Annotated in this window: 20 protein-coding genes; 13 read left to right on the top strand and 7 right to left on the bottom strand. The window is 36.2% G+C overall.

Going from position 1 to position 23,929, the window contains the following annotated elements:
• Nucleotides 1–106 precede the first annotated feature (106 nt).
• The 6 genes from J1905_RS00700 to J1905_RS00675 all read left to right on the top strand — a co-directional run bounded on the left by J1905_RS00700 (nt 107) and on the right by J1905_RS00675 (nt 8,752).
• Nucleotides 107–1,444 (top strand): MutS-related protein, encoded by a 1,338-nt coding sequence (locus J1905_RS00700; protein WP_214225162.1) that lies wholly within the window; start codon nt 107–109, stop codon nt 1,442–1,444.
• A gap of 118 nt (nt 1,445–1,562) precedes the next feature.
• The gene (gene fabF / locus J1905_RS00695) at nt 1,563–2,813 is read left to right on the top strand and encodes a beta-ketoacyl-ACP synthase II (protein WP_214225161.1); all 1,251 of its coding nucleotides are present in this window, start codon (nt 1,563–1,565) and stop codon (nt 2,811–2,813) included.
• Between the two features lie 556 nt (nt 2,814–3,369).
• Complete coding sequence (locus tag J1905_RS00690) at nt 3,370–4,998, top strand: acyl-CoA carboxylase subunit beta (protein ID WP_214225160.1); 1,629 nt, start codon at nt 3,370–3,372, stop codon at nt 4,996–4,998.
• A gap of 106 nt (nt 4,999–5,104) precedes the next feature.
• A complete protein-coding gene (trxB, locus tag J1905_RS00685) occupies nt 5,105–6,067 on the top strand; it encodes a thioredoxin-disulfide reductase (protein WP_214225159.1) in 963 nt (320 codons plus the stop codon).
• Nucleotides 6,068–6,182: 115 nt separating this feature from the next.
• On the top strand, nt 6,183–8,090 hold the full coding sequence (locus tag J1905_RS00680) for a beta-N-acetylhexosaminidase (RefSeq protein WP_214225158.1): 1,908 nt from the start codon (nt 6,183–6,185) through the stop codon (nt 8,088–8,090).
• Between the two features lie 53 nt (nt 8,091–8,143).
• Nucleotides 8,144–8,752, top strand: a complete 609-nt coding sequence (locus J1905_RS00675) for a hypothetical protein (RefSeq protein ID WP_250317948.1) — start codon at nt 8,144–8,146, stop codon at nt 8,750–8,752.
• A gap of 2 nt (nt 8,753–8,754) precedes the next feature.
• Here the strand turns inward: J1905_RS00675 and J1905_RS00670 are convergent, their stop codons facing one another.
• Nucleotides 8,755–9,387: a response regulator gene (locus tag J1905_RS00670; protein WP_214225156.1), complete on the bottom strand. Its 633-nt coding sequence runs from the start codon at nt 9,385–9,387 to the stop codon at nt 8,755–8,757.
• Nucleotides 9,380–12,265, bottom strand: coding sequence for a ligand-binding sensor domain-containing protein (locus tag J1905_RS00665; protein WP_350027956.1), 2,886 nt, complete (start codon nt 12,263–12,265; stop codon nt 9,380–9,382). Before J1905_RS00665 ends, J1905_RS00670 begins: the two co-directional genes overlap by 8 nt.
• Before the next feature lie 173 nt (nt 12,266–12,438).
• Here J1905_RS00665 and J1905_RS00660 point away from each other — a divergent pair, with 173 nt between their 5' ends.
• Nucleotides 12,439–13,293 (top strand): helix-turn-helix transcriptional regulator, encoded by an 855-nt coding sequence (locus J1905_RS00660; protein WP_250317947.1) that lies wholly within the window; start codon nt 12,439–12,441, stop codon nt 13,291–13,293.
• Between the two features lie 70 nt (nt 13,294–13,363).
• Nucleotides 13,364–13,798 carry a nuclear transport factor 2 family protein gene (locus J1905_RS00655; protein ID WP_214225154.1) on the top strand — a complete coding sequence of 145 codons (435 nt, stop codon included), beginning with the start codon at nt 13,364–13,366 and terminating at the stop codon, nt 13,796–13,798.
• Nucleotides 13,799–13,938: 140 nt separating this feature from the next.
• On the opposite strand, the gene J1905_RS00650 is transcribed toward J1905_RS00655, so the two are convergent.
• Together J1905_RS00650 and J1905_RS00645 are read right to left on the bottom strand one after the other, a co-directional pair.
• A complete protein-coding gene (locus J1905_RS00650) occupies nt 13,939–14,538 on the bottom strand; it encodes a hypothetical protein (protein WP_173088987.1) in 600 nt (199 codons plus the stop codon).
• Nucleotides 14,525–15,022 carry an RNA polymerase sigma factor gene (locus tag J1905_RS00645; protein ID WP_108203788.1) on the bottom strand — a complete coding sequence of 166 codons (498 nt, stop codon included), beginning with the start codon at nt 15,020–15,022 and terminating at the stop codon, nt 14,525–14,527. The genes J1905_RS00650 and J1905_RS00645 overlap by 14 nt, the downstream gene beginning before the upstream one ends.
• Nucleotides 15,023–15,151: 129 nt before the next feature.
• Here J1905_RS00645 and J1905_RS00640 point away from each other — a divergent pair, with 129 nt between their 5' ends.
• The 4 genes from J1905_RS00640 (at nt 15,152) to rpmA (ending at nt 17,961) form a co-directional block, all read left to right on the top strand.
• Nucleotides 15,152–16,579 carry a dicarboxylate/amino acid:cation symporter gene (locus J1905_RS00640; protein WP_214225153.1) on the top strand — a complete coding sequence of 476 codons (1,428 nt, stop codon included), beginning with the start codon at nt 15,152–15,154 and terminating at the stop codon, nt 16,577–16,579.
• A gap of 87 nt (nt 16,580–16,666) precedes the next feature.
• Nucleotides 16,667–17,095 carry a hypothetical protein gene (locus J1905_RS00635; protein WP_250317946.1) on the top strand — a complete coding sequence of 143 codons (429 nt, stop codon included), beginning with the start codon at nt 16,667–16,669 and terminating at the stop codon, nt 17,093–17,095.
• Nucleotides 17,096–17,176: 81 nt separating this feature from the next.
• Nucleotides 17,177–17,488 carry a 50S ribosomal protein L21 gene (gene rplU / locus J1905_RS00630; protein WP_074605730.1) on the top strand — a complete coding sequence of 104 codons (312 nt, stop codon included), beginning with the start codon at nt 17,177–17,179 and terminating at the stop codon, nt 17,486–17,488.
• Between the two features lie 56 nt (nt 17,489–17,544).
• On the top strand, nt 17,545–17,961 hold the full coding sequence (rpmA, locus tag J1905_RS00625) for a 50S ribosomal protein L27 (RefSeq protein WP_214225151.1): 417 nt from the start codon (nt 17,545–17,547) through the stop codon (nt 17,959–17,961).
• 73 nt (nt 17,962–18,034) lie between these two features.
• Here rpmA and J1905_RS00620 read toward each other — a convergent pair whose 3' ends face one another.
• Entirely contained in the window at nt 18,035–19,003 is a 969-nt protein-coding gene (locus J1905_RS00620; protein ID WP_214225150.1) for a polyprenyl synthetase family protein, read from the bottom strand.
• Between the two features lie 18 nt (nt 19,004–19,021).
• Entirely contained in the window at nt 19,022–21,154 is a 2,133-nt protein-coding gene (gene rnr / locus J1905_RS00615) for a ribonuclease R (protein WP_214225149.1), read from the bottom strand.
• 89 nt (nt 21,155–21,243) lie between these two features.
• Between rnr and J1905_RS00610 the strand changes: the two genes are divergently transcribed.
• Nucleotides 21,244–22,137, top strand: coding sequence for a mechanosensitive ion channel family protein (locus tag J1905_RS00610; RefSeq protein ID WP_214225148.1), 894 nt, complete (start codon nt 21,244–21,246; stop codon nt 22,135–22,137).
• Here J1905_RS00610 and J1905_RS00605 read toward each other — a convergent pair whose 3' ends face one another.
• Nucleotides 22,138–23,925: an ABC transporter ATP-binding protein gene (locus J1905_RS00605; protein WP_502928684.1), complete on the bottom strand. Its 1,788-nt coding sequence runs from the start codon at nt 23,923–23,925 to the stop codon at nt 22,138–22,140.
• Nucleotides 23,926–23,929 lie beyond the last annotated feature (4 nt).

Here is a 23,929-nt window from a genome sequence, read left to right as displayed (position 1 = left end):
CTCAAAGCGAAGTACTATAAAAAGTCTTTAAAAACTGGAAAATAAATACAACTAAAGAGTATAAATTATTGTATGTTCATTGATGAAAAATCAGCATACTTTGTAAATGGGGCTATTTGATATAGATAATCAAACTTTAAATGATCTGGAGATATTTGAAAGTGCTTCCAATGAGAAGAGCATTTTCTCTTTTTTCGATTTTACATCAACAATTGGAGGGAAAGAGAAATTAAGAAGTCTTTTTAATCATCCTCAGGCTGATATTCAAATTATTGAAGAGAGAAAAAGTCTAATTGGATATCTATTGAAGTATGATAAAACTATAGCATTCAATAAAGAATCTCTTGATTTTATTGAGTATTATATACGACAAAATGATAAGCCCCGCCAGGCATCAACTTTGGGTATTATAGGGGTTACTACCAGGTTTTTCTTAAAGAATAATCAAGAACAATATTTAAGACAGCGTGGCGCTCAGGAAGTACTGGAATTAATTCACTTATTGTACGATTTTTGCAGTGAATTAATTATAGATATAGCTCCTAAATTATTACAGACACTCAACGAAAAAATTCAAGGAATTATAAACAGACAAGCCGATATTGAGCGTCACAATCAATTAAGACCTAAAAAATTTAAATTCTTTGAATTGGAGAAATATGATTTTCTAATAAGAAATTTAGAGGTTTTAGAAATTAAGGAATTGCTTGAAATTTGTTATTCACTAGATGCTTACTTATCAGTAGCAAAATCTGCAAAAACTTATAACTTATCATTTCCTTTATTTATAAAATCAAATCATAGATCAATTGAAATAAAGGGGGTATTTCATCTTTTTGTGAAACATCCAGTACCTAATGATATCTATTTTAATACGGATAAGAATGTTTGTTTCATTACAGGAGTAAATATGGCAGGCAAGTCGACACTCCTCAAATCTGCTGCTGTATCCATATATCTGGCTCATTTGGGATTTCCTGTTCCAGCTGAAAGCATGGAAACGAGTATCTTTGACGGCTTAATTACTACGATCAATCTTTCTGATAATTTAAATCAAGGATATAGTCATTTTTACAATGAGGTATTAAGAGTAAAACATGTTGCTCAGAAAGTAACTGCATCAAAAAATATGGTGGTTATATTTGATGAGTTGTTTAGAGGGACGAATGTAAAGGATGCCTACGATGCTTCACTCTCAATTATAACAGCATTTAGCCAAATCAGAAATAGTTTTTTTATCATTTCTACACATATTGTTGAAGTGGCTAAAGAGCTTAATAAAAACAATAATATTAACTTTTGTTTTCTGGAAACCTCAATGGTTGATGGAAAACCGATGTTTACTCATAAATTAAAAGAAGGTATAACCGATGAGCGAATGGGTATGTGGATAAAAGAAAATGAGGGGATAATGGAAATATTGAATATTAAAAGCATATTGTAACAAATAAATGCCTGCCAGATTTAAGTATTTATGGTAATTTTGTGCAATTACAAATTAATAAAGAAATAACTCGGTGAGTTTAAAACAACACACCGTTAAATATAAATTTAAAGTGAATATGAAAAGAGTAGTAGTAACAGGTTTGGGCGCTGTAACCCCTGTGGGAAATACAGTAAATGAATTTTGGGACAATATAGTTGCCGGCAAAAGCGGCGCCGCTAAAATTACAAAATTTGATACCTCAAAATTCAAAACCAATTTTGCTGCTGAAGTGAAAAACTTTGATGCCGAAGCCTACATTGATAAAAAGGAAATTAAAAAATATGACCTGTATACCCAATATGCTATTGCAGCAAGTGATCAGGCTATTAAAGATTCAGGATTAGATTTTACTACAATGCCTGAAACTGAACGCTATGAAGTTGGTGTGATTTGGGCGTCAGGAAATGGTGGTATTGGTACTTTTGAAGAACAATTAAAAGAGTATCACCTGGGTGATGGTACACCTAGATTTAGCCCATACTTTATTCCAAAAATGATTGTTGATATTGCAGCTGGTGTAATTTCTATACGTCATAAACTTCATGGACCTAACTATGCTACGGTTTCGGCCTGTGCATCTTCTAATACTGCAATTATCAGTGCTTTTGATACCATTCGTTTAGGTAAAGCCAATATTATGGTTGCTGGTGGATCTGAGGCTGGTATTACTGAGTCTTCAGTAGGTGGTTTCAATTCAGCGCATGCCTTATCAAAAAGAAATGATGATCCGGAAACTGCTTCACGTCCGTTTGATGTTGACAGAGATGGCTTTGTAATAGGTGAAGGTGCTGGTGCTTTGATTTTAGAGGAACTGGAACATGCTCAAAAAAGGGGCGCACATATTTATGCGGAAATTGTTGGCGGTGGTATGGCAGCTGATGCTTATCACCTTACTGGTACTCCTCCGGATGGCTTAGGCGCATCTTTAGGCATATCTAAAGCGCTTGCAGATGCAGGGATAACTCCTGATAAAATCGATTACATTAATGCACACGCAACTTCTACAGGCTTAGGTGATTCTGGAGAGTTAAGCGGGATTAAAAAGATATTTGGCGACTTGCCTGTTAAAATTAGTGCAACTAAATCTATGACCGGGCATTTGCTTGGTGGTGCTGGCGCAATAGAAAGTGTAATTAGCATACTTGCTATTAGAGATGGTATTATTCCTGGAACTATCAATACTAAAAACCTTGATCCTGCAATTCCGCAAGGATTAAATATTGTATTGGGTAAATCTATTCATCAGCCGGTTAATTACGTGCTGAATAATACATTTGGTTTCGGTGGTCACACTGCAACTTCGGTGTTTAAAAAATATGAAGCATAGTAGGTAGGTAGCTGTTTTTTTAGTATTTACATAGTAACGAGGCTGTCAAAAAAGGCAGCCTCTTTTTTTATGTATTTATTTAAGATTTATAAGCTAAAGAAATTTGCTGCTTTTTGGGTTCTATTTCTCCTTCGGCTTTGCTACCTATATTGTTCGCCCTTTGTTCGGCCCTGGTCGAACGAGGTACGAACAAGGTCGGTTTAAAGGTGGTGCAAAAGACGACTATATTTTAGGTCGAAAATTGGATCCTTATAGGATCTGAAACCAAACCATTACATTGAAAGAACACTACGAATTCAGTTCGTTTCTCAACCATCTGACATTCAATTACTTTTCCAAAGTAAATATAAGAAAAATATATTATTGAACAATAAAAAAATCGATTAAGTCGCTTTGGCAATATACAACTGTTTTATTTTTGACTAGCTAAATTGCTTATCAATTTTGAGACTGCTTTTTTGTTTTTTTAATGCAGTATTATACCAAAGCCCGAATTGGTATTTTGCTACCCTAAAAATAAAGATATAACTTAGTCGTAAGAATTTAACTTGGCTACATGAATATAGAATTCAATAAGAATGAAGATGTTAACAAACAATCGGTTTATGAATTAAAAACACGGCTGAAAAAGATATATAAAGGTGGAGGGGAGAAGAATGCGGCTAAACAAAAGGACAAGGGTAAACTATTGGCAAGAGAGCGTATCTCTTACCTGATAGATAAAGAGAGCGAGTTTTTAGAAATCGGAGCTTTTGCTGCCGATGATATGTATGCTGAGCAAGGTGGCTGTCCATCTGCAGGTGTTGTTTGTGGCATTGGCTATGTGTCGGGCAGACAATGCATGATTGTTGCCAATGACGCAACTGTAAAAGCAGGTGCTTGGTTTCCTATGACAGCTAAGAAAAATCTTAGAGCGCAGGAAATTGCCATGGAAAACAGGTTGCCTGTAATCTATTTGGTAGATAGTGCAGGGGTTTATTTACCGATGCAAGATGAGATTTTTCCCGATAAAGAACATTTCGGAAGAATGTTTAGAAACAATGCCTTGATGTCGTCTGATGGGATTGTACAAATTGCTGCAATAATGGGTTCTTGTGTAGCGGGAGGTGCTTATCTGCCGATTATGAGTGATGAGGCGATGATTGTTGATGGCACAGGTTCTGTGTTTTTAGCTGGATCTTACCTCGTTAAATCGGCAATTGGCGAAGATGTGGATAATGAAACTTTGGGTGGAGCTACTACTCATTGCGAAATATCAGGCGTTACCGACTATAAGCATCCTAATGATCAGGCTTGCCTGGATAGTATTCGTAACATCATGAGCATGTTAGGTGCGCCTCAGGTTGCCGGGTTTGATAGAATTAAACCTGCATTACCTAAACTTGATCCGGAAGAGATTTACGGAATACTACCCGAAAACAGGGAGAAACCTTATGATATGTTGGAGGTAATCCATCGCTTGGTGGATAATTCTGAATTTGAAGAATATAAGCAGCTATATGGACAGAGCATCATCTGCGGATTAGGAAGAATTGATGGCTGGGCGGTTGGTATAGTTGCCAATCAGCGTAAAGTTGTTAAATCTAAAAAAGGCGAGATGCAGTTTGGAGGTGTAATTTATTCTGATAGTGCTGATAAGGCCACGCGCTTCATTATGAACTGCAATCAGAAGAAAATCCCATTGGTGTTTTTACAAGATGTTACCGGTTTTATGGTGGGTAGCAGATCTGAGCATGGAGGCATCATTAAGGATGGTGCTAAGATGGTAAATGCTGTTGCAAACTCCATTGTGCCTAAGTTTACTATTGTGGTAGGAAACTCTTATGGTGCAGGTAATTATGCCATGTGTGGTAAAGCTTATGATCCGAGATTGATTTATGCTTGGCCAAGTGCTAAAATTGCTGTAATGGGTGGCTCACAGGCTGCTAAAGTATTATTGCAAATTCAAGAGGCATCACTAAAAGCTAAAGGGGAGGTGATCACTCCTGAGAAAGAAGAAGAGTTATTAAAAGAAATCACCGATCGGTATGACAGTCAGACTACACCTTATTACGCTGCGGCCAGGTTATGGGTGGATGGGGTTATTGATCCTTCAGAAACCAGGAAAGTAATTTCTATGGGGATAGAGGCAGCTAATCAATCGCCTATAAAGAAGCAGTTTAGTGTAGGTGTAATACAGACTTGATCGGATTTATAATTTAGAAATCACAATGTTGCCTTTGTTGTGTACTACCGTTTGATGGATAGCAGGATAAAGCGTAATTTTGTATTTTAATAAGAAAGAAACATATATGTCAGAAGAAATAGAACACGTTAAATGTTTAATTATAGGTTCAGGCCCTGCAGGATATACTGCTGCTATTTATGCAGCCCGTGCAGATCTTAAGCCGGTTATGTATACTGGTATGGAGCCAGGTGGTCAATTAACTCAGACTACCGATGTTGATAATTTCCCGGGTTACCCTGGTGGTATAATGGGTCCTGAGATGATGGAAGATTTCCGTAAGCAAGCTGAACGTTTTGGAACTGATATCCGTTTTGGATATGTAAGTTCTGTAGACTTTTCATCTTTGCCTCATAAAGTAGTAGTTGATGAGATTAAAACCATCACTGCTGATACTGTAATTATCTCAACAGGTGCTACAGCTAAATGGCTTGGTTTACCTAGCGAACAACAATATAATGGATTCGGTGTATCGGCATGCGCGGTATGTGACGGCTTTTTCTTTAAAGGACAGGACGTAGCTATAGTTGGTGCCGGTGATACTGCTGCTGAAGAGGCTACCTATCTAGCTAAACTTTGTAGAAAAGTATACATGATTGTGCGTAGAGATGAATTCAGAGCTTCAAAAGCGATGGTACATAGGGTATTGAATACACCAAACATTGAAGTAATCTATAACTCAGAAACTAAAGAGATTTTAGGTAATGGTAAAAATGTAACCGCTGTAAGAATCGCAAACAATCAAACAGGTGCAGAAACTGATTTGCCTGTTGAAGGTTTCTTCGTAGCAATTGGTCACAAACCAAATACCGATATCTTTAAAGGATGGTTGGAAATGGATGAAACTGGCTATTTGAAAACTATCCCTGGAACTACTAAAACCAATATAGAAGGTGTTTTTGCCAGTGGAGATGTTCAGGATCATTATTACAGACAAGCGGTTACTGCTGCAGGTTCTGGTTGTATGGCAGCTCTAGATGCAGAGCGCTTCCTTGCGGCTAAAGAACATGAAGTGAAAGAAGTGATATAATACACTTTAATAAATATATAGGCAGAATCATACGATTCTGCCTTTTTTTTGCTCATCTTTTTATAAGATTTTTTATCTTGGGGCTTGATTTAAAATAAATTATTTAACCTAACACATGAAGAAACTATTATCAGTTGCTCTAGTGGCATTTATGTCTGTTGGTGCTTTTGCACAAACGGATGCCAACATGGGCATTATTCCGGCACCAGTATCTGTGAAAAAGAAAAGTGGATCGTTTAAACTGGATAAAACGGTTGTATTGATGTCTGCCGATGCAGCCAATGCAAAGATGGCAGATTTACTAAATGCCTCCATTACCACCAAAGCAGGATTTGCACTAAGAGAGACAAAAGCTTTAAAAGCTAATGAAAGAGCAATAGTGTTAACTTCGGCAGGAGCTGATAAATTACCTGCAGAAGGTTATACTATTGATATCACTGATAAAAAGATTACAGTAACAGGTAAAGAGGCAGGTTTGTTCTATGCGGTTCAGTCTATGATCCAATTGATGCCGGAAAAGAAAAACAATGAGGTAACAATCGGTGCCGCAGAAATTAATGATTATCCTCGCTTTAAATACAGAGGAATGCATCTTGATGTCGGACGCCATATGTTCCCGGTAGCCTTAGTTAAAAAGTACATCGATTTAATGTCTCAATATAAATTAAACAATTTCCACTGGCATTTAACCGAAGATCAGGGATGGAGACTTGAGATCAAGAAATACCCTAAACTAACAACTGTTGGTGCAACCAGAAGTGGTACTATTATTGGTCACCATCCGGGTGTTGGTACAGATAACAAAGAGTATAAAGGTTTTTATACTCAACAAGAAGCTAAAGAAGTTGTTGCTTATGCAGCAGCAAGATTTATTAACGTAATTCCTGAAATTGAAATGCCAGGGCATGCTTCAGCAGCAATTGCAGCTTATCCTGAGTTGAGCTGTTTCCCTGACAGAGATACTTTTGTTGATGCAAAAACACCTTGGTCTGGTTCTAGAAAAGGAAAACAAGTACAACAACAGTGGGGTGTATTTGATGACGTTTTTGTTCCTAACGACAATACCTTTAAATTTTTAGAAAATGTATTGGATGAGGTAATTGCAATTTTCCCATCTAAATATATTCACATTGGTGGTGATGAAAGCCCTAAAGAATATTGGAAAGAAAGTGAATTTTGCCAGAACTTAATTAAGAAACTTGGATTAAAAGATGAGCATGAATTGCAAAGCTATTTCATCCAAAGAATTGAAAAATACATTAATTCAAAAGGTCGCTCTATCATTGGATGGGATGAAATTCTTGAAGGTGGTTTAGCACCTAATGCTACTGTAATGTCTTGGAGAGGTACAGAAGGTGGTATTGCAGCAGCAAAACAAAATCATGATGTGATTATGACTCCAGGTGGGCCAATCGGACTTTATTTTGACCATAAACAATCAAATTCTGTTGATGAGCCAACTAATATTGGTGGTTTAGCACCATATTCTTTAGCTTATGCTTATGATCCAATGCCAAAAGAGTTAACTCCAGATCAACAAAAACATGTAGTTGGAGTACAGGCTAACCTATGGACTGAGTACATTCAAACTCCTGCAAAAGTTGAGTATATGATTTTACCAAGAATGTTCTCATTAGCAGAGATTGCATGGAGTAAGCTTGATCGTAAAGATTTTAAAAACTTCTCTGAAGAGCGTATTCCAGTGCACTTGGCCAGAATAGATAAAACCAATACTAATTACTGGGTTCCAACTCCACTAGGATTAACAACTGATAAAATAATGAATGGCGAAGATTTTAGTATTGATTTGAAAGCTCCGATACCGGGTTCAAAAATATACTATACTTTAGATCTTACTCGTCCGTCTGAAACAGCTACTTTAGTTAATACTCCTGTTAAAGTCATTGTTCCTAAAGGAGAAAAACGTGTTTTAAAAACTATTGTAATTACTCCAAGTGGTAAACGCAGCGTTGTTACTGAAACAATTTTGAACAATGGTGCTCCGGATGTAAAAACTAAATAGTAGTTTGCATTGTAAAACTTTGTATTTACATTAAAAAGTAAACGATGAAATTGATGAAATACTTAATAAAGCAGTCCCTTTTGTTTTCGGGGCTGCTTTTATTAGCTTCCTGTGGTGATTCTTCTAAGAAGGATGATACTGTAAAGCAAAATAATACAGCTGTAGAAAAGCCAAAAGGTCAGTTTGCTTTTTATAAGGATATAGCGATAAGACCGGGTATCAATTTTGAAGTTGTTAGCTGGGGTAAGGGTGTTGATAGTATAGGTGGTTATCTGATATTAATGTCTGACTCACTTAAAAGCAATTACAAATCATTATCTAATGAGCGTAAAGGCATTATAACTGATGCCTGGAACATGGATCTGGATAATGATGGTAATCCGGAGATCTATATTGAACTGTTAAGTAAAACGAATGTTCGGGATCTAAATGTTATTGAATATGCGGATGGGAATTTTAATAAAATTACCTTTCCGGGATTAAGTGATAATGCGAAAAAGAAATATGCCGGAAATGATAAGTTTGTAATTAAGAACGGCGATTTGTTCCGCACTTTTCCTATCGTAAATTCAAAGGATAGTACTGAAAAAGACGGTACTTTAAAAACGCTTCAATACAAACTTAGCGGTAATAGCTTCTCAGTTTCTGAAGTAAAGGAATAAGCCTATATTAATTTATTGGTTTTGGCCACATTTATGGCGTCAGCTTTCGAGTTGACGTCTAACTTAATGTAAATGTTCTTTACATGGGTTTTAACAGTTTCCACGTCAATAAATAATTGATTGGCTATCTGTCCTCTATCTTTTCCTTCTGCTATTAATTCCAGTATCTGTGTTTCTCTTTTAGTAAGTGGTGAGTGTTGATTTTTTTGAAGCGACATAATGACCTTTTTTGAAACATCAGGGCTCATAGGGCCTCCACCATGCATTACCTCTTTAATGGCATCAATTATTTTTGATGAAGGAGTGTTTTTAGTGAAATATCCAGAAGCTCCATTTGCCAATGCATCAAGTATTATTTTTTCGGTTTCATAAACGGTAAGCATAATGATGTAAACATTAGGTAGCATCTTTTTTAACAGAGGCAAAGCATCGATGCCATTTGTTCCTGGGAGTTGTATATCTAGTATAATTACATCCGGATTGTCTTTTGTAATCTTAAGCTTTGCTGCATCAAATGATGCATATGCATTTACTACCGTATATGGAGAGGTGTTGTCAATTAGATAGTGATAGCCTTCTCTAATGGTTTTATCATCCTCAATAATTACAATTCTTGCTGCTTCCTGGTCATGCATTTTTAAAGTATTTTAAGGTCGAAAAATTAACAAGTAAAAGTACACTAGTTCCCTTGTCATTAGAAGTAATATTTAAATCGGCATTAATTCTCTTAGCTCTTACATACATATTGTTCATCCCATGTCCATCTTTAGCATGTTCTATATCAAAACCAATTCCATCATCCTGAAGCGTAATTAGCAGCATTCCATTGTTTAATCTTGCTTCAAAATTAATTTGTTTTGCTTTGGCGTGTTTGAGTGCATTATGGATTGATTCTTTGAATATCATCAATATGTTTCTGCTCATATCTAATGATAGCTTTGTGTCTTTATTGTTGAGTTCAATATCATATTTAAATAGGATAGGGGTTTCATTAACCATCTCCTGGCCAAAATCTTTGATATGGTTTAAAACCTGGCTTAATGAATCATTTTTTGGATTAAGCGACCACAATATATCTTTAGTGCCGTTGTACAACTCATCCACATTACATCGGATTTTTTTTAGAATGTTTCTTTTTTCTGTGTCATCCTTATCGATCATACTCCCCAACACTTCTGATAGTACTGTAATTCGGGTTAATTTGTTGCCCAGGTCATCATGGAAATCTTCTGCGGTTTGCTTCCTGATCTTAAATTGTTCTTCAAGCTTTATCTGTAGTCTTAATTTACGCTTACGTTCATTGAGGGTTAGGATTATGTATACAGCCAACAGGATTAATAAAAGGATAAATATGATAGTGAAAAATTTAAAAATCGAGGTTTGATAATAGGGCATGAGTATTTCAAAAGAAACTGATGCTGTATTAACTGATAAAAGTCCGTCTTTTGTTACTGCCTTCACTTCGAAAGTATATTTTCCCGGCGGGATGGCGGTAAAATTCATTGATGAATTGCTGCTCGGCTGGCTGTATTTATTATCTAAGCCAATTAATCTGTATTTATACATTACAGCGCTAGGGTTACTCAGGTAAATGCCTGTGTAATTGATATTGATGTGGTTGTGGTAGTAGGGCAGTGTAAGTATCCCCTTAACGTATTCTTGTTTGTAATCAGGTGAAACGTTTATAGAATTGATATAAATGTAAGGATTAACTTTTTTTTCAGAGCTTGGGTTTATTCCATAAACAATAACGCCTTTGGTAGTACCAATCCATACATTGTTGTCTTGCTGAAGTATCGCATTTTGATTGCATTCTACTAACAGTTCATCTTGGTTGTTTGGTTGTATGACAGAGAAATCTTTACTATTAATTCTATTAATACCTCTTCCGGTTCCTAACCATATTGTTCCTCTTTTATCTTCTAATATGCTATAGATATGATCGGAGGCAAGCCCTGATTTTGTATTAATGAACCTGGTTGTTCCAGTTTTGACATTCCAGATTAATAACCCATAATCTGCAGTTCCAAAAAGTACGTAATCTCTGTGTTTAAGCATACAAAGTATGCTGGAACCTGATAATCCCTTGATATTTAATGGAGTAATTGTTTTTTTGTTGACGATTAACCATGCTCCATCCTGAGTGCCTGCAATTATTGAGTCGCGCCCCAGTTCCATTAATCCGCCTCCAAATTGTTTGGTTACTCTGTTGAATTTTCTGCTTTTAACATCAAAGGTTAAGCATCCATAATTGGTTGATAGCCATATTGTGCCGCTGCTATCCTCAATCATTGCATTGTAAGCCATATGTTCCTTTTCAGTATCCATACGCTCCATTCGCTGGCCATTGTGCATCCACAGTCCACCGCCTGGAGTACCTATCCATACATTACCTTTATGATCGTTATATAAGAAATTAATGCGGTATGAATCGGGGTTGTCTGAAGGGATTTTTATGCTCTTAATTTTTTGATTCTGTTTGTATTCATATAGGCCACCATATGAACCTAACCATATTGTTTCGGGAGTAGGTCCATTAGCAATTGACATTACAATTCTACTATCTATTCCTTGTGTTTCATCAAATGTTACGTAGCTGTTATTGGTAAACCTAAATAATCCCGAACCATCTGTTCCCAGCCAAATGTTGTTTTCTATATCTTTAAATATCTCATTAACAATATTGTCGGTAAATCCATTGTTAGAGTTGAAATGGATAAGATTGGTTGGGGTGATATAATAAGCTCCATTGTTTGTACCTATCCATACCGAGCCTTTGCTATCTTGAGCTATAGAGTTGCATTTGGTTGTGATTTCATTATAGACTTTGTTAATGATGTTGTTCTGCGCTATGTAGATACCTTGTTGTGTTAATAGCCACACTTTTCCTACATTAAGTTGGTCTACTAAAATATCGGTGACGATTAGGTTTTTAATTTTATCATTTAAAGGCGAGCGCAACCATTTGCCTTTTTCCAGATGATATATTCCCTTGCCGTAAATGGCTACCCAAATATTGCCAGAATAATCTGTTTTAAGGGTGGTAACTACTTCGGAGGTATCATTTGAAATAGTTACTACCTCATCCTTTTCGGCATTAATCAAACGCTTGCCCTTTAAGCCGTAGACAATTCCATTTTTATCTGTGGCTAATACATTTACCCATTTTTTTGTATCAGCATAATTGCTGAAGCTATTGCCATTGTATTTTGAAAGGCCTCTGGCAGATCCTATCCATATTTCGTTGTTTTTTCCCGCTGCCAAAGACAGAATGAAGTTGCTGCTTAGCCCACTTGTTTTAGTGTAATTGATAAATTGTTTGCCATTAAAACAGCTGAGCCCTCCAAGTGTTGAAATCCACAATCGACGCTTGCTATCCTGCGTAATTGCAGTTACCTGTGATTGCGTAAGTCCATCCTCTATGTCATATTGTTCGAAATTGTAACGCTGAGAAAAACCATCGAGACAATAGATGAAAAGGATGAGAAAAAGTATTAATAGCTTTTTGCCCACTGGATATAGAAATAGTAAGTTAATCTGACTGTAAATATATTTATCAATATACTATTAAAAAATCACCCTTGAAGGGGTATTTTTTTCATTTACCTCAAAATACCCCTTTAGGGGTGAAAAGAAACACGATATCCCGGTTTAATTTTGAGTAGAAACTTTGACATTTAATTGTGATGGATAGGAAGAAAATACTTGTTGGTAATAATGAAATTAGAAGCGAAACTTCTTATAATACCAGTTACACCGGTCTAACAGGAAAGTATTCTATTAATGTGACATTCAATGGAGCGGCTGACTTTAAACTGGGTAAGCGAGAATTACGGTTGCATCCTGAGAATTTTATTTTTTTAAACAGCAATACTAATTACTCTAGCAGAATTGATTCAACAACAAAAGTAAATACACTTTCCATATTTTTTGACCCTTATTTTATACGAGATTTTGAGTATTCAAGAAGGGGAGAAAGATTTTTATTGGATAGTCCATTTGATTACAAGTATGAAGCTCCGGTTTTTGTAGAATCTATTTATCCATTGCAAGGGGCGTTAAAAGATAATCTGGTAAGTCTATGGTCACTTATCAAAAGTAATTCGACTAACCAATTGCTCTTAAATGATTGTCTGCATAATTGTTTGCTGAATTACTATAGCGTTTACAATTCAGAAGTTGTAAACAGGGCGGCCTCATTAAAGTTTCATAGCCATATTACCAAATCTGAGATATTAAGGCGTTTGTCTATTGCCAAAGATTATATCATTAGCAATTACAATAAGAACATCCGACTGGATGATATTGCACAAATGGCTTGCTTGTCTGTAAACCATTTACTGCGAACGTGTAAACAAGCTTACCAGCAGTCGCCGCATCAATTTTTAACAATAATCAGATTGCAACAAGCCAAATACTATTTAAAGAATACAGACTATCCTGTTAGTGAGATTGTGGATATGGTGGGCTTTGAATGCCCAAGTTCATTTATCAGACTATTTAGAAATTCATTTAAAGTTACTCCCGGCCAGTACAGATAATCTGTGCCGTATTACAAGGTGCTTTTACAGCACATCACAAATGTTTAATTGAAAAAATAAAAGAAAGATCATGAAAAGGAAAATCCTATTGTGTGTGGCGATACTAAGTATCTCCTTCACTTTTGCATTTGCTGATAATGGTAAACCAGCAGCAAGCGTGAATTTAAAATCAAGCTCTGTAATAGAGGCTTACATTGATGCGAATGTGCACTGTAATGCTGCTTTGCTTAATCAGGTGATGCATAATGAGGCCGTGTTAAAAATAACCAGACAAGGCAAAATTGTTGACCAAACTAAAAAAGAATTGGTGGACTTTTACAAAAAAAGAGGTGACATTACATTGAATTGTACCCCAAATTTCGAAATCTTATCAAGTTGCGATAATGTGGTTATGGTAAGGGTAGATTTTAAATATCCTCTGTTTACACAACAAAATTATGTAACTATTGTAAAAGATGAGGAAGGCGTTTGGAAAATAAGTCAGATCAACAGATTTAACGGATAAAGAAACTTGGTGATTTTCGCTTATCCTTAATAAAGTACCCCGTCTTATATTTGAATTAGGAAACCCACTAGTAAATTTGGATAGATTTAAATTTGGGTTAGTTAATAATAGAAGTCATCCCTTAGGTAGGATGACTTTTTTTATGCCTGTTCTTTAAACTGACTACTAATACGTTCGAATTTCTCAATCAGGAGATCTAAACGTTCTTTCTCCCTTTTTAAATATGCTTTACGCAAAAAGGTTGCACATAATGCCATCCAGAAAATTGTAAAGGCAGAGATTCCGATTTGAAACCAAAGGTCCAGATTGTTCAGCATCTCATAGAAATAAAGTATAAAGCCGAGGCACAAGGCTGCTGCATAAAACCAATACAGTTTATTGTAGATCGAGAACTTATTTAACTGGTAAATCTTTAGCTGTGATAGGAATTCTTTTGGATGTTGAGTGAAATCATTACGTGATATTATTTTGTAGTCTTTATAAAGAATAAAGGTAGATACAGCTATGGCAATAATGATGATACTCAAGCCTGCCTGTGTTGTCCAGGAAGTGAACGGGAAGAATATCAAAAGTGCAACCAAAGCTGCAAAAGAGATAATCATTCCAAAAATGTTCAATAGAGATCTTGTTTTTATACCTGATACCTCTTTTTTTGCTTGCGAAAGCATTTCCTCAGATGAGATTTTTACTTCAACCGAATGTGATTGCCAAAGCGATTGTATATGATCAAATTCCTGCATGCTGATTGTATAATTCTGTAAGTTTTTGTTTAATGCGATGAATTTTTACTCTAAGATTCCCTTCACTGATACCAGATATATCTGCTATTTCATTATAAGGTAGTTCATCGAGTACCATTGTAATTATGAGGCGATCGTTTTCTTCTAATTTTGATATTGATTTATAAAGCAGCGCAACCTGTTCGTTTTTTTCTGAGAATTCCTCCGGACGGTTTTCTATAATATTGTCTGTAAGTTCATCTTTAGCCTGCCTTTTTTCAGACCTTAAGTAGGTTAAACAGGTATTAACAGCGATGCGATAGATCCACGTCGAAATCAAAGATTTATTACGGAACTTGTCTAAATTTTGCCAAACTTTTAAAAATGTTTCCTGAAGGAGGTCATTGGCGGAGTCTTCATCGCCAGTATAACCATAGCATAAATGGAATATTTTCTTGGAGTTTGTGTCGAAAATTTGTTTAAATAACTGGTCCTTTTGTTCCACTAAAATTAAGTTGATAACCCTTAGAGGTCATTTATGAATGATTGTTACACTTGATGGTGCAATCAAAAATAATAAATGTTTGCGGGCTTACCACAAATAATTACTTTTGTTGCCACTAAAAACTAGTATATGAAACAAAACCGTATCGGGCTAATTACATTGATATTTATTACAATAGCTACTTTGCTCGGAGTTTTGAAAGATTTTGACATTGTTGCTGTTCCGGATAACATGATGATGGCAGTTCGTTGGATTCTTGCTTTGGAATTGTTTATTTATGCCATTATCAAAAAAAACCTAACTACCTGGATACTGGTTTGTATGATTTTAGGTGTGTTTATTGGAATAGATTATCCACATGTAGCTGTAGCATTACAGCCATTAAGCAAAGGTTTTATCAAATTGGTAAAAACTATAGTTGGCCCTATATTATTTGCAACCCTGGTATATGGTATTGCTGGTCATTCTGATTTGAAACAAGTAGGTAGAATGGCCTGGAAGTCTATGTTGTATTTCTATTGTGCCACCACATTGGCATTGTTTATTGGGCTGGCAGCAATCAATATTTCGCAAGCGGGGGTAGGAGTAAATATTCAAAATATGCCTCACAATGAATTACCAAAACCAGTTAAGGACCTGGCTGATGAGAGTATTTTGCAAAGTTTGCCGGACAGCGTACATTGGTTATATAAGACACTTGCTTTTTTTAGGAATGTTTTCCCCGAGAATATTGCGAAATCTATTTATGATGCTCAGATTTTACAGATCGTAATCTTTTCAGTGATTTTCGGCATAGGTTTGGCGATGGTAGACGAAAAGAAAAGAAAGCCCATGGTTGATTTTTGTGAGAGCTTATCAGAAACGATGTTTAAGTTCACAAATGTGATCATGTATTTTGCTCCAATTGGAGTAGGTGCGGCTATGGCTTATACAGTTGGGCACATGGGAGTAGATATCTTAAAACATCTGTTTATGCTCGTGGCAACCCTGTATGTAGCTTTACTGGCTTTTATTCTTATTGTATTACTGCCAATAGCCTTATATATTAAGTTACCTATACGGAAATTTATTAATGCAATAAAAGAACCAGTATCTATTGCATTTGCAACAACCAGCTCTGATGCAGCACTACCTAAAGCAATGAGCGCAATGGAGAAATTTGGGGTTCCCCGTAAAATTGTATCATTTGTGATTCCAACTGGTTATAGTTTTAATTTAGATGGAACAACACTATATCTTTCATTAGCTTCGATTTTTGTGGCTCAGGCTGCAGGAATGCATTTGTCGTTCGGCGATCAGTTGTTGATTGTTTTTACGCTTATGATTACCAGTAAAGGAGTAGCTGCAATACCTCGTGCATCTTTAATTATTTTGATCGCTACTGCGGATCAATTTGGCCTTCCGACTTTTATCATTGCTGCAATTTTAGGGATTGATGAGTTGATGGATATGGGTAGGACATCATTAAATGTAATAGGAAACTGTTTAGCAACAGTGGTAATAGCGAAATGGGAGGGAGAATATAATCCTGACTATGAGGAACCAATAGAAGCATAATTTATGACGAGCAAAGGAAAAAAGATTTTTTTAGCATTAAGCATTGTAGTACCATTCTTGATTTATTGCATAGTTTATTATACCCCAATGATAAAAAATGCACCGTTCAGATCAGCTGATTTTGTTTCATTTGAGTATAAATGGGGAGTAGGGAAGATCCTTGCCAATAGTTATAATTCTGCTACCGGTGATTATCAATACCTAAACGACAAGGATTCTTTGATTAAGACCCATGTGAAGCTTAGAAAGAATGATATGATCTATTTACACAGTAAGGCAAATGAGTTGGGTTTATGGAATTTCCCTGATGTAATTGCAAATAGTGGCTCGGATTTAAATTCGCCAAAGATACTGCGTTATGAAATCCAGTTTAATTACAAAACCAAGTCTAAGAAAGTAATTTATTTGACTGATTACAATGAAATACCTAAACTTAGAGATGTTGCGGCTCAAATGCAAAAGCTTATTGGACAAAGCATATTTGATGCTGAAGAACGTTATGGGAATAAAAAGTAATTCTGTTGTGGATTTAGAAAAAATAATTCTATATTTGCACCTCGATAAAAATAAACAATTTAAAATAATAAATATTTAACAATGTACGCAATAGTAAATATAGCAGGACAGCAATTCAAAGTTGCAAAAGACCAGCACCTTTTTGTACACCGTTTGCAAGGAGATGAAGGCGCTAGTATTGAATTTGACAATGTATTGTTGGTTGAAGATGGTGGTAAAATCACTGTAGGAGCTCCTACTTTGAAAGGTGCTACAGTTTCAGCTAAAATCGTGTCTCATTTAAAAGGTGATAAAGTAATCGTTTTCAAAAAGAAACGTAGAAAAGGTTACAAAAAGAAAAACGGTCACCGTCAGTATTTCACCAAAATCCAGATTTCTGGTATCAGTTTATAATTAGTTGTTAAACAAGGATTACCAGGTTAATCAGGTAATTAATAAAATATAAAACAATGGCACATAAAAAAGGAGCCGGTAGTTCGAGAAACGGACGCGAGTCGCATAGCAAACGCTTAGGTATCAAGATCTTTGGTGGTCAAGATGCTATCGCTGGAAACATTTTAGTACGTCAGCGTGGTACAAAACATCATCCAGATAAAGGTGTAGGTATTGGTAAAGACCATACTTTATTCGCTTTGGTTGATGGTACTGTAATCTTCAAAAAGAAACAAGATAACAAATCTTATGTTTCGGTGTTACCTACAGTAGCTAAAGAAGTTGTAGAAAAAGCGCCTGCTAAAAAAGCACCTGCTAAGAAAGCTGTTAAAGCTGATGTAGAAGCTAAAGCTGAAAAAGCACCTGCAAAGAAAGCGCCTGCTAAAAAAGCTGTTAAAGCTGAAGTAGAAGCTAAAGCTGAATCTGCAGAATAATAAGATATTAACCTTATAAAAAAGGGTTTCAACATATGTTGAAACCCTTTTTTTGTGTTACTGTTTCTGAGTATTAATACTCTCTACTCATTAGCTCTTCTGCTAACATAATAATTTCTGATTTTCTGGATTCCTGGGCCGTAATTTTATTTAAAGCTGTAAATGCTTTGTCCAGATAGCTTTTCATTTCCTGTATGGCCAGCTCTCTGATTTTATAGCTATGATATAAATCAGTAATGTTTTTGATCTTATCCTCTATGTTTTTGTTGGCGAACTGATCTGTAAGTATGGTGTGATCCTCTATATTCACTAGTTCCTGTAGTTTTAGTAACAGGAAGGTTTTTTTGTTTGCGATAATATCACCCGCTATTTGCTTCCCAAATTTCTCAGGGTCGCCAAACACATCCAATATATCATCCTGAAGTTGAAAGGCAATCCCAAGGTTCTCTCCAAAAGTATAAATAAGGTCAGCTTCTTCTGATTTAGCTTTTGCTACAATTGCACCCAATTTCATAGCCCCGCCTAATAGAACGGCTGTTTTAAGGCGTATCATGTCAATATACTCGGGAATACTTACATCACTGCGGTTTTCAAACTCCATGTCTAGTTGCTGACCTTCGCAAACACCTTGTGCAGTAGCGTTAAAAGTATCTAAGGCAGGCTTTAATATGCTTACATCCACATTTGTGATGTGTTTGTTAGCTTCTACCATCATTACATCTCCGCTAAGTATGGCAGTATTGGTGCCCCATTTTTCATGCACAGTTTGCTTGCCTCTTCTAAGTGGGGCATTATCCATAATGTCATCATGAATAAGTGTAAAGTTGTGGAATGTTTCAATAGCCATTGCAGCCGGCAATGCTTTAATGATATCGCCACTAAATAGATCAACTGCCATTAATAGCATGGTTGGTCTTACTCTTTTTCCGCCTAAGCTCATAATATAACTTATGGGCTCGTATAAGTTTCCAGGATATGTTGGGTATTGGATTTCGCTTATTGCTTGCTCTACGTGCTTTAATAATTCTGAAGGAGAATGCATTCTTTTTATTGTTGTTATCTAATCCTGTACTAAAATGAAATCTATTTGACGCTTAGATAGATCTACTTTTTTTACTTTAACTTTTACCTCGTCGCCTAACTGGTACTTTTTCTTTTTACGTTGACCAACTATACAGTAGTTCTTTTCGTCAAGTACATAGAAATCATCAGAGATATCACGAAGTCTAATCATTCCCTCGCATTTGTTCTCAATAATCTCTACATACATACCCCATTCGGTAACTCCAGAGATGAGGCCCATGAATGTATTTCCTATGTTCTCTTCCAGGTATTCAGCCTGTTTGTATTTTATGGAGGCACGCTCTGCATCAGCAGCACGTTTTTCCATTGTTGAAGAATGAGAAGCTGCTATTTCATATTCCTCTTCATTTGCTGATTTTTCATTGTTTAAGTACGAAGCCAGAAGTCTGTGTACCATAACATCAGGATATCGTCTGATAGGAGAGGTAAAGTGGGTGTAATGGTCGAAAGCCAATCCATAATGACTGGTCTTTTTTGTTGTATAAACTGCTTTAGCCATAGAACGGATGGCTAGTTGTGTTAGTACATTCTGTTCTTTTTTGCCTTCAACATCTTCCATCAGATAATTCAAAGATTTTGCAATCTCTTTATCCGATTTCATGTTGATCTTATAACCAAAACGGGCTGCAAAAAGTGCGAAATTGCCAAGGTTTTCAAGGTTAGGTGAGTCGTGCGAACGATACACAAAAGTGTATTTCTGCTTGCCTTTTCCTTTTTTAGCAATAAACTCTGCTACTTTTTTGTTAGCAAGTAGCATAAAGTCCTCTATAAGTTTATGGGCATCTTTTCGTTCTTTAACGTATACACCAATTGGTTTTCCGGTATCGTCGAGTTTAAATTTAACCTCGGTACTTTCAAAGCTAATGGCTCCATTTTTAAACTTCCTGTCGCGTAATATATAGGCAAGCTCATTAAGTTTAAGGATTTCATCAGCGTAATCACCTTCTTTATTTTCAATTACTTCCTGAGCTTCTTCATAACTAAAACGTCTGTTCGAATGGATTACCGTGCGACCAAACCATTCTGTAACTATGTTGGCTTCTTTATCAAGCTCAAAGACAGCAGCAAAACAAAGTTTATCCTCATTAGGTCGCAATGAACATACTCCGTTACTTAAGCGTTCTGGAAGCATAGGGATTACGCGATCTACCAAATAAACTGAAGTAGCTCTGGAATATGCTTCTTTATCAAGATGACTATTAGGTGTTACATAGTGAGATACATCTGCGATGTGAACACCTATTTCATAATTTCCATTTGGCAATGTTTTAAAAGAGATGGCATCATCAAAGTCCTTTGCATCGGCAGGGTCAATGGTAAATGTTACCGTTTCTCTGAAGTCTTTGCGCCCTTTTAAGTCGGCTGCTGTAATCTCTTCCGGTATTGCATTGGCTTCTTTTTCAACTTCAGGAGGGAATACCAAAGGGAAGCCAAACTGAGCCAGAATGGCGTTCATTTCAGTATTGTTCTCACCTTGCTCACCAAGTATAGTGGTCACTTTTCCAATTGGATTTTTTACACCTTCAGGCCAATCAGTAATGCTTACTTGTACTTTTTGTCCATTTTTAGCGCCATTAAGGTCGCTTAATGGAACAAAAATGTCATGAAGCATTTTACGGTCATCGATATTTACAAAAGCAAAACGATCAGAGATTTTTATCACCCCAATGAAATCCGTTTTAGCGCGGGTAATGATTTCAACTACTTCACCTTCATTTTTACGGCCACTCTTTTTGGCGTAGATATAAACTTTTACTGTATCGCCATTTAGAGCATTGTGAAGTTTGCGTGCTGATACAAAAATATCTTTCTCAAACTCGTCCTCAGGCACTACAAATGCAGAGCCGTCAGCAGTCATGTCTACCTTACCAATAATAAAAGTCTTCAAATCCTTTAGTTTGAATTTCCCTTTTTCAGGCTCTAAGAAAATACCTTTTCTCGATTGCTCTTTAAGCACTTCAAGAATTGTTTCTTTTCCGGCAGGATCTGTTATATTTAATTTAGCTGAAACCTGTTTGTAGTTCAGGGCTCCATTGCTGTTTTTCTCCAAAACATCACTAATCAATTGTATTAAAACAAGTTCTAAGTGCGATGATTTCTTTTTTGCCATAGTAAAAATATGAATCACCCGAAGGTAACAATTTGAACCGATAGATTGTTCTATTTTGTACCTTTGATTAGGTAGCTTTACAACATAAAATGATAGAAGACAGAGAAAGAAAGACCGGTAAGGAATTGCTAATGATCCTGATAAAGGCAGTAATTTATTTGCTGTTGGTTTATTGTTACGTTAATAGGCCGCAAATCTATGTTGACTATCCACGTTTGGTAAGAGTAACAAGTGGTTTGATGATTTTTCTGGGTCCAAGTCTGGCAATTTCTGTTGTTAGGTTGGTAATGATCTATTGGTACATCAAAAAGCATAAATTTAAAAGTAATATCAAGGATAATTTCATTCTGGGGATTAACAGGATTGAGTCGATATTAAATACCGTGTTTTTTATGCTTGCCTTAACTTCGTTTTGGGATGTGAAGTTAGAGGACTTGGTTTTTAGTGTTTCCATTGTCGCAGCTGCATTAGCGGTTACATTTAAAGATTATGTAGCCAATATGATCAACGGTTTAATTATCATGTTTTCAGATAGACTCTCATTAGGGGATCACATTAAAGTAGGGGAGCATGAGGGTAAGATATTGGACATTACATTGATCAATATGATTCTGCAAAATGAAGATAGCGATATGGTGATCATTCCTAACTCCTTGGCTTTTAGTTCGGTTATTGTAAATCAGTCTAAGCAAAATATCAAAAAGCTAAGTATTGAGTTTGAGATGTCTTTGGCTAATGGCTATACTCCAGAGTTTATAGAAAACCACTTAAATAAGGCTATAGAAAATTATTCAGACAATGTGATGCCGGGAGGCCTTACTGTTAAAACCATAGCAATCAATAAAGATGTAGTTATTTTTAAAGTGATGATCTTATTGAAAAGATATGATAAGGTTAAAGAAAGAGAAATAAGAAGGGCAATTAATACTGCATTGATCAGACTATCGGCAGTTTTGAAAACTGATAAAGAAACAACACCCTAATTATATTAAAGACCCTGAACCAGGGATGGCTGCTATAAGCTTTCGTGTATATTCGGCTTGCGGATTATTGTAAATATCTTCAGGATATCCTTGTTCCTCAATCTTTCCTTTGTTCATTACAATCATTCTATCCGAAATATGCTTTACAACAGCCAAATCGTGAGAGATGAAGATATATGTAAGTCCAAATTCTTGTTGTAACTGGCGTAACAGGTTTAATACCTGGGCTTGTACTGAAACATCTAGTGCAGATACAGATTCATCACAAATAATAAAACGGGGCTGTAAAGCAAGGGCTCTGGCAATAACAATTCGCTGGCGTTGGCCACCAGAAAACTCGTGTGGGTATCTGTTAAAATGTTCCGCTTTTAAATCGACGCGGTCTAGTAAGCCTAGGACATGGCTCTTCCGTTTTGCATCATTGTCAAATATCTGATGCACTTGTAAAGGTTCCATTAAAGCATTGCCTATAGTAAGCCTTGGATTTAAAGATGAATATGGATCCTGAAAAATTATCTGTACATCCCTTCTCATTCCCCTAAGGTCTTTTCTGTTTAAAGAAGTAATATCGTTGCCATCAAAAATAATCTGTCCGGAGGTAGGTTCAACCAACCTTAAAATACTGCGACCTAAAGTAGTTTTTCCACATCCTGATTCACCTACCAGACCAAGTGTTTCACCAGGAAAAACATTGAAGCTTATATGGTCAACGGCCTTTACATAATCGGTGGTTTTGCCAAATAAGCCATTCCTAATGGGATACCAGGTGCAAAGATCCTTAACCTCTAACAGTGGTTTTTGAGTATAAAGATCAGCTCTTCTCTGAGCTATTTCCGCAGAAGTATAACTATTTTGCTCCATTAAATGGGTCATTGCCTGATCAGCATCTTCATTCAGAAAGTCGGACACTACAGGTAACCTTTTTAGTAGTTTATTTGGTGCTGGTCGGCAGGCTAGTAAGCCTTTGGTGTAAGGGTGTCTTGGATGGAGAAAAATATGTTCAGACGAGCCTTGTTCAACAATTTCTCCCTTATACATTACTGCTACTTCGTCAGCAATTTCACTAATAACAGCAAGATCATGAGAAATGAATATCATGGCCATGTCACGTTCCTGTTTAAGTTTAAGCAGTAACTCCAGGATTGTTTTTTGAACTGTTACATCAAGTGCTGTGGTTGGCTCATCAGCAATTAAAAGTTCAGGATTGCAGCTAAGCGCCATGGCAATCATTACCCTTTGCTTTTGTCCACCTGAAAGCTGATGAGGATAGCTATCAAATATTTGTTCCGGACGAGGCAGTTGGACTTCTTTGAATAGCGCTATGGTTTTGTCCTTTGCCGTATATTTATCGAGCTTTTGATGTAGTACAATAGCTTCTTTAACCTGAGCCCCACATGTAAACACAGGGTTTAAAGAAGTCATAGGCTCCTGAAAGATCATTGCAATTTTATTGCCTCTGTATTTTCTAATTTCTTCAGTCGTCAGGTTTAGCAGATCGATTTTGTCAAACTCTATTTTACCGCCAATTTTTGTGCTTTGCGGATCATGAAGTCTCATGATGGAGAAAGAAGTTACGGATTTGCCAGATCCCGATTCTCCGACAATGCCAAGTACCTTGCCTTTTTCGATAGAAAAGCTCACATTGTTAACTGCTTTAAGCCAGGTTTTATCCTCTTTATTAAGAAATTGTATGTCGAGGTTTTTAACGTTCAGCATTGATTTAATGGAACAGATTTTCAGGGTGAAAATAATTGCCATCAAGATAGGGATTTTATCGTCTAAATCCATCTGA

The organism is Pedobacter sp. B4-66, assembly GCF_018492665.1.
Classification (GTDB): domain Bacteria; phylum Bacteroidota; class Bacteroidia; order Sphingobacteriales; family Sphingobacteriaceae; genus Pedobacter.
This window is presented reverse-complemented; position numbering and strand designations above follow the sequence as displayed.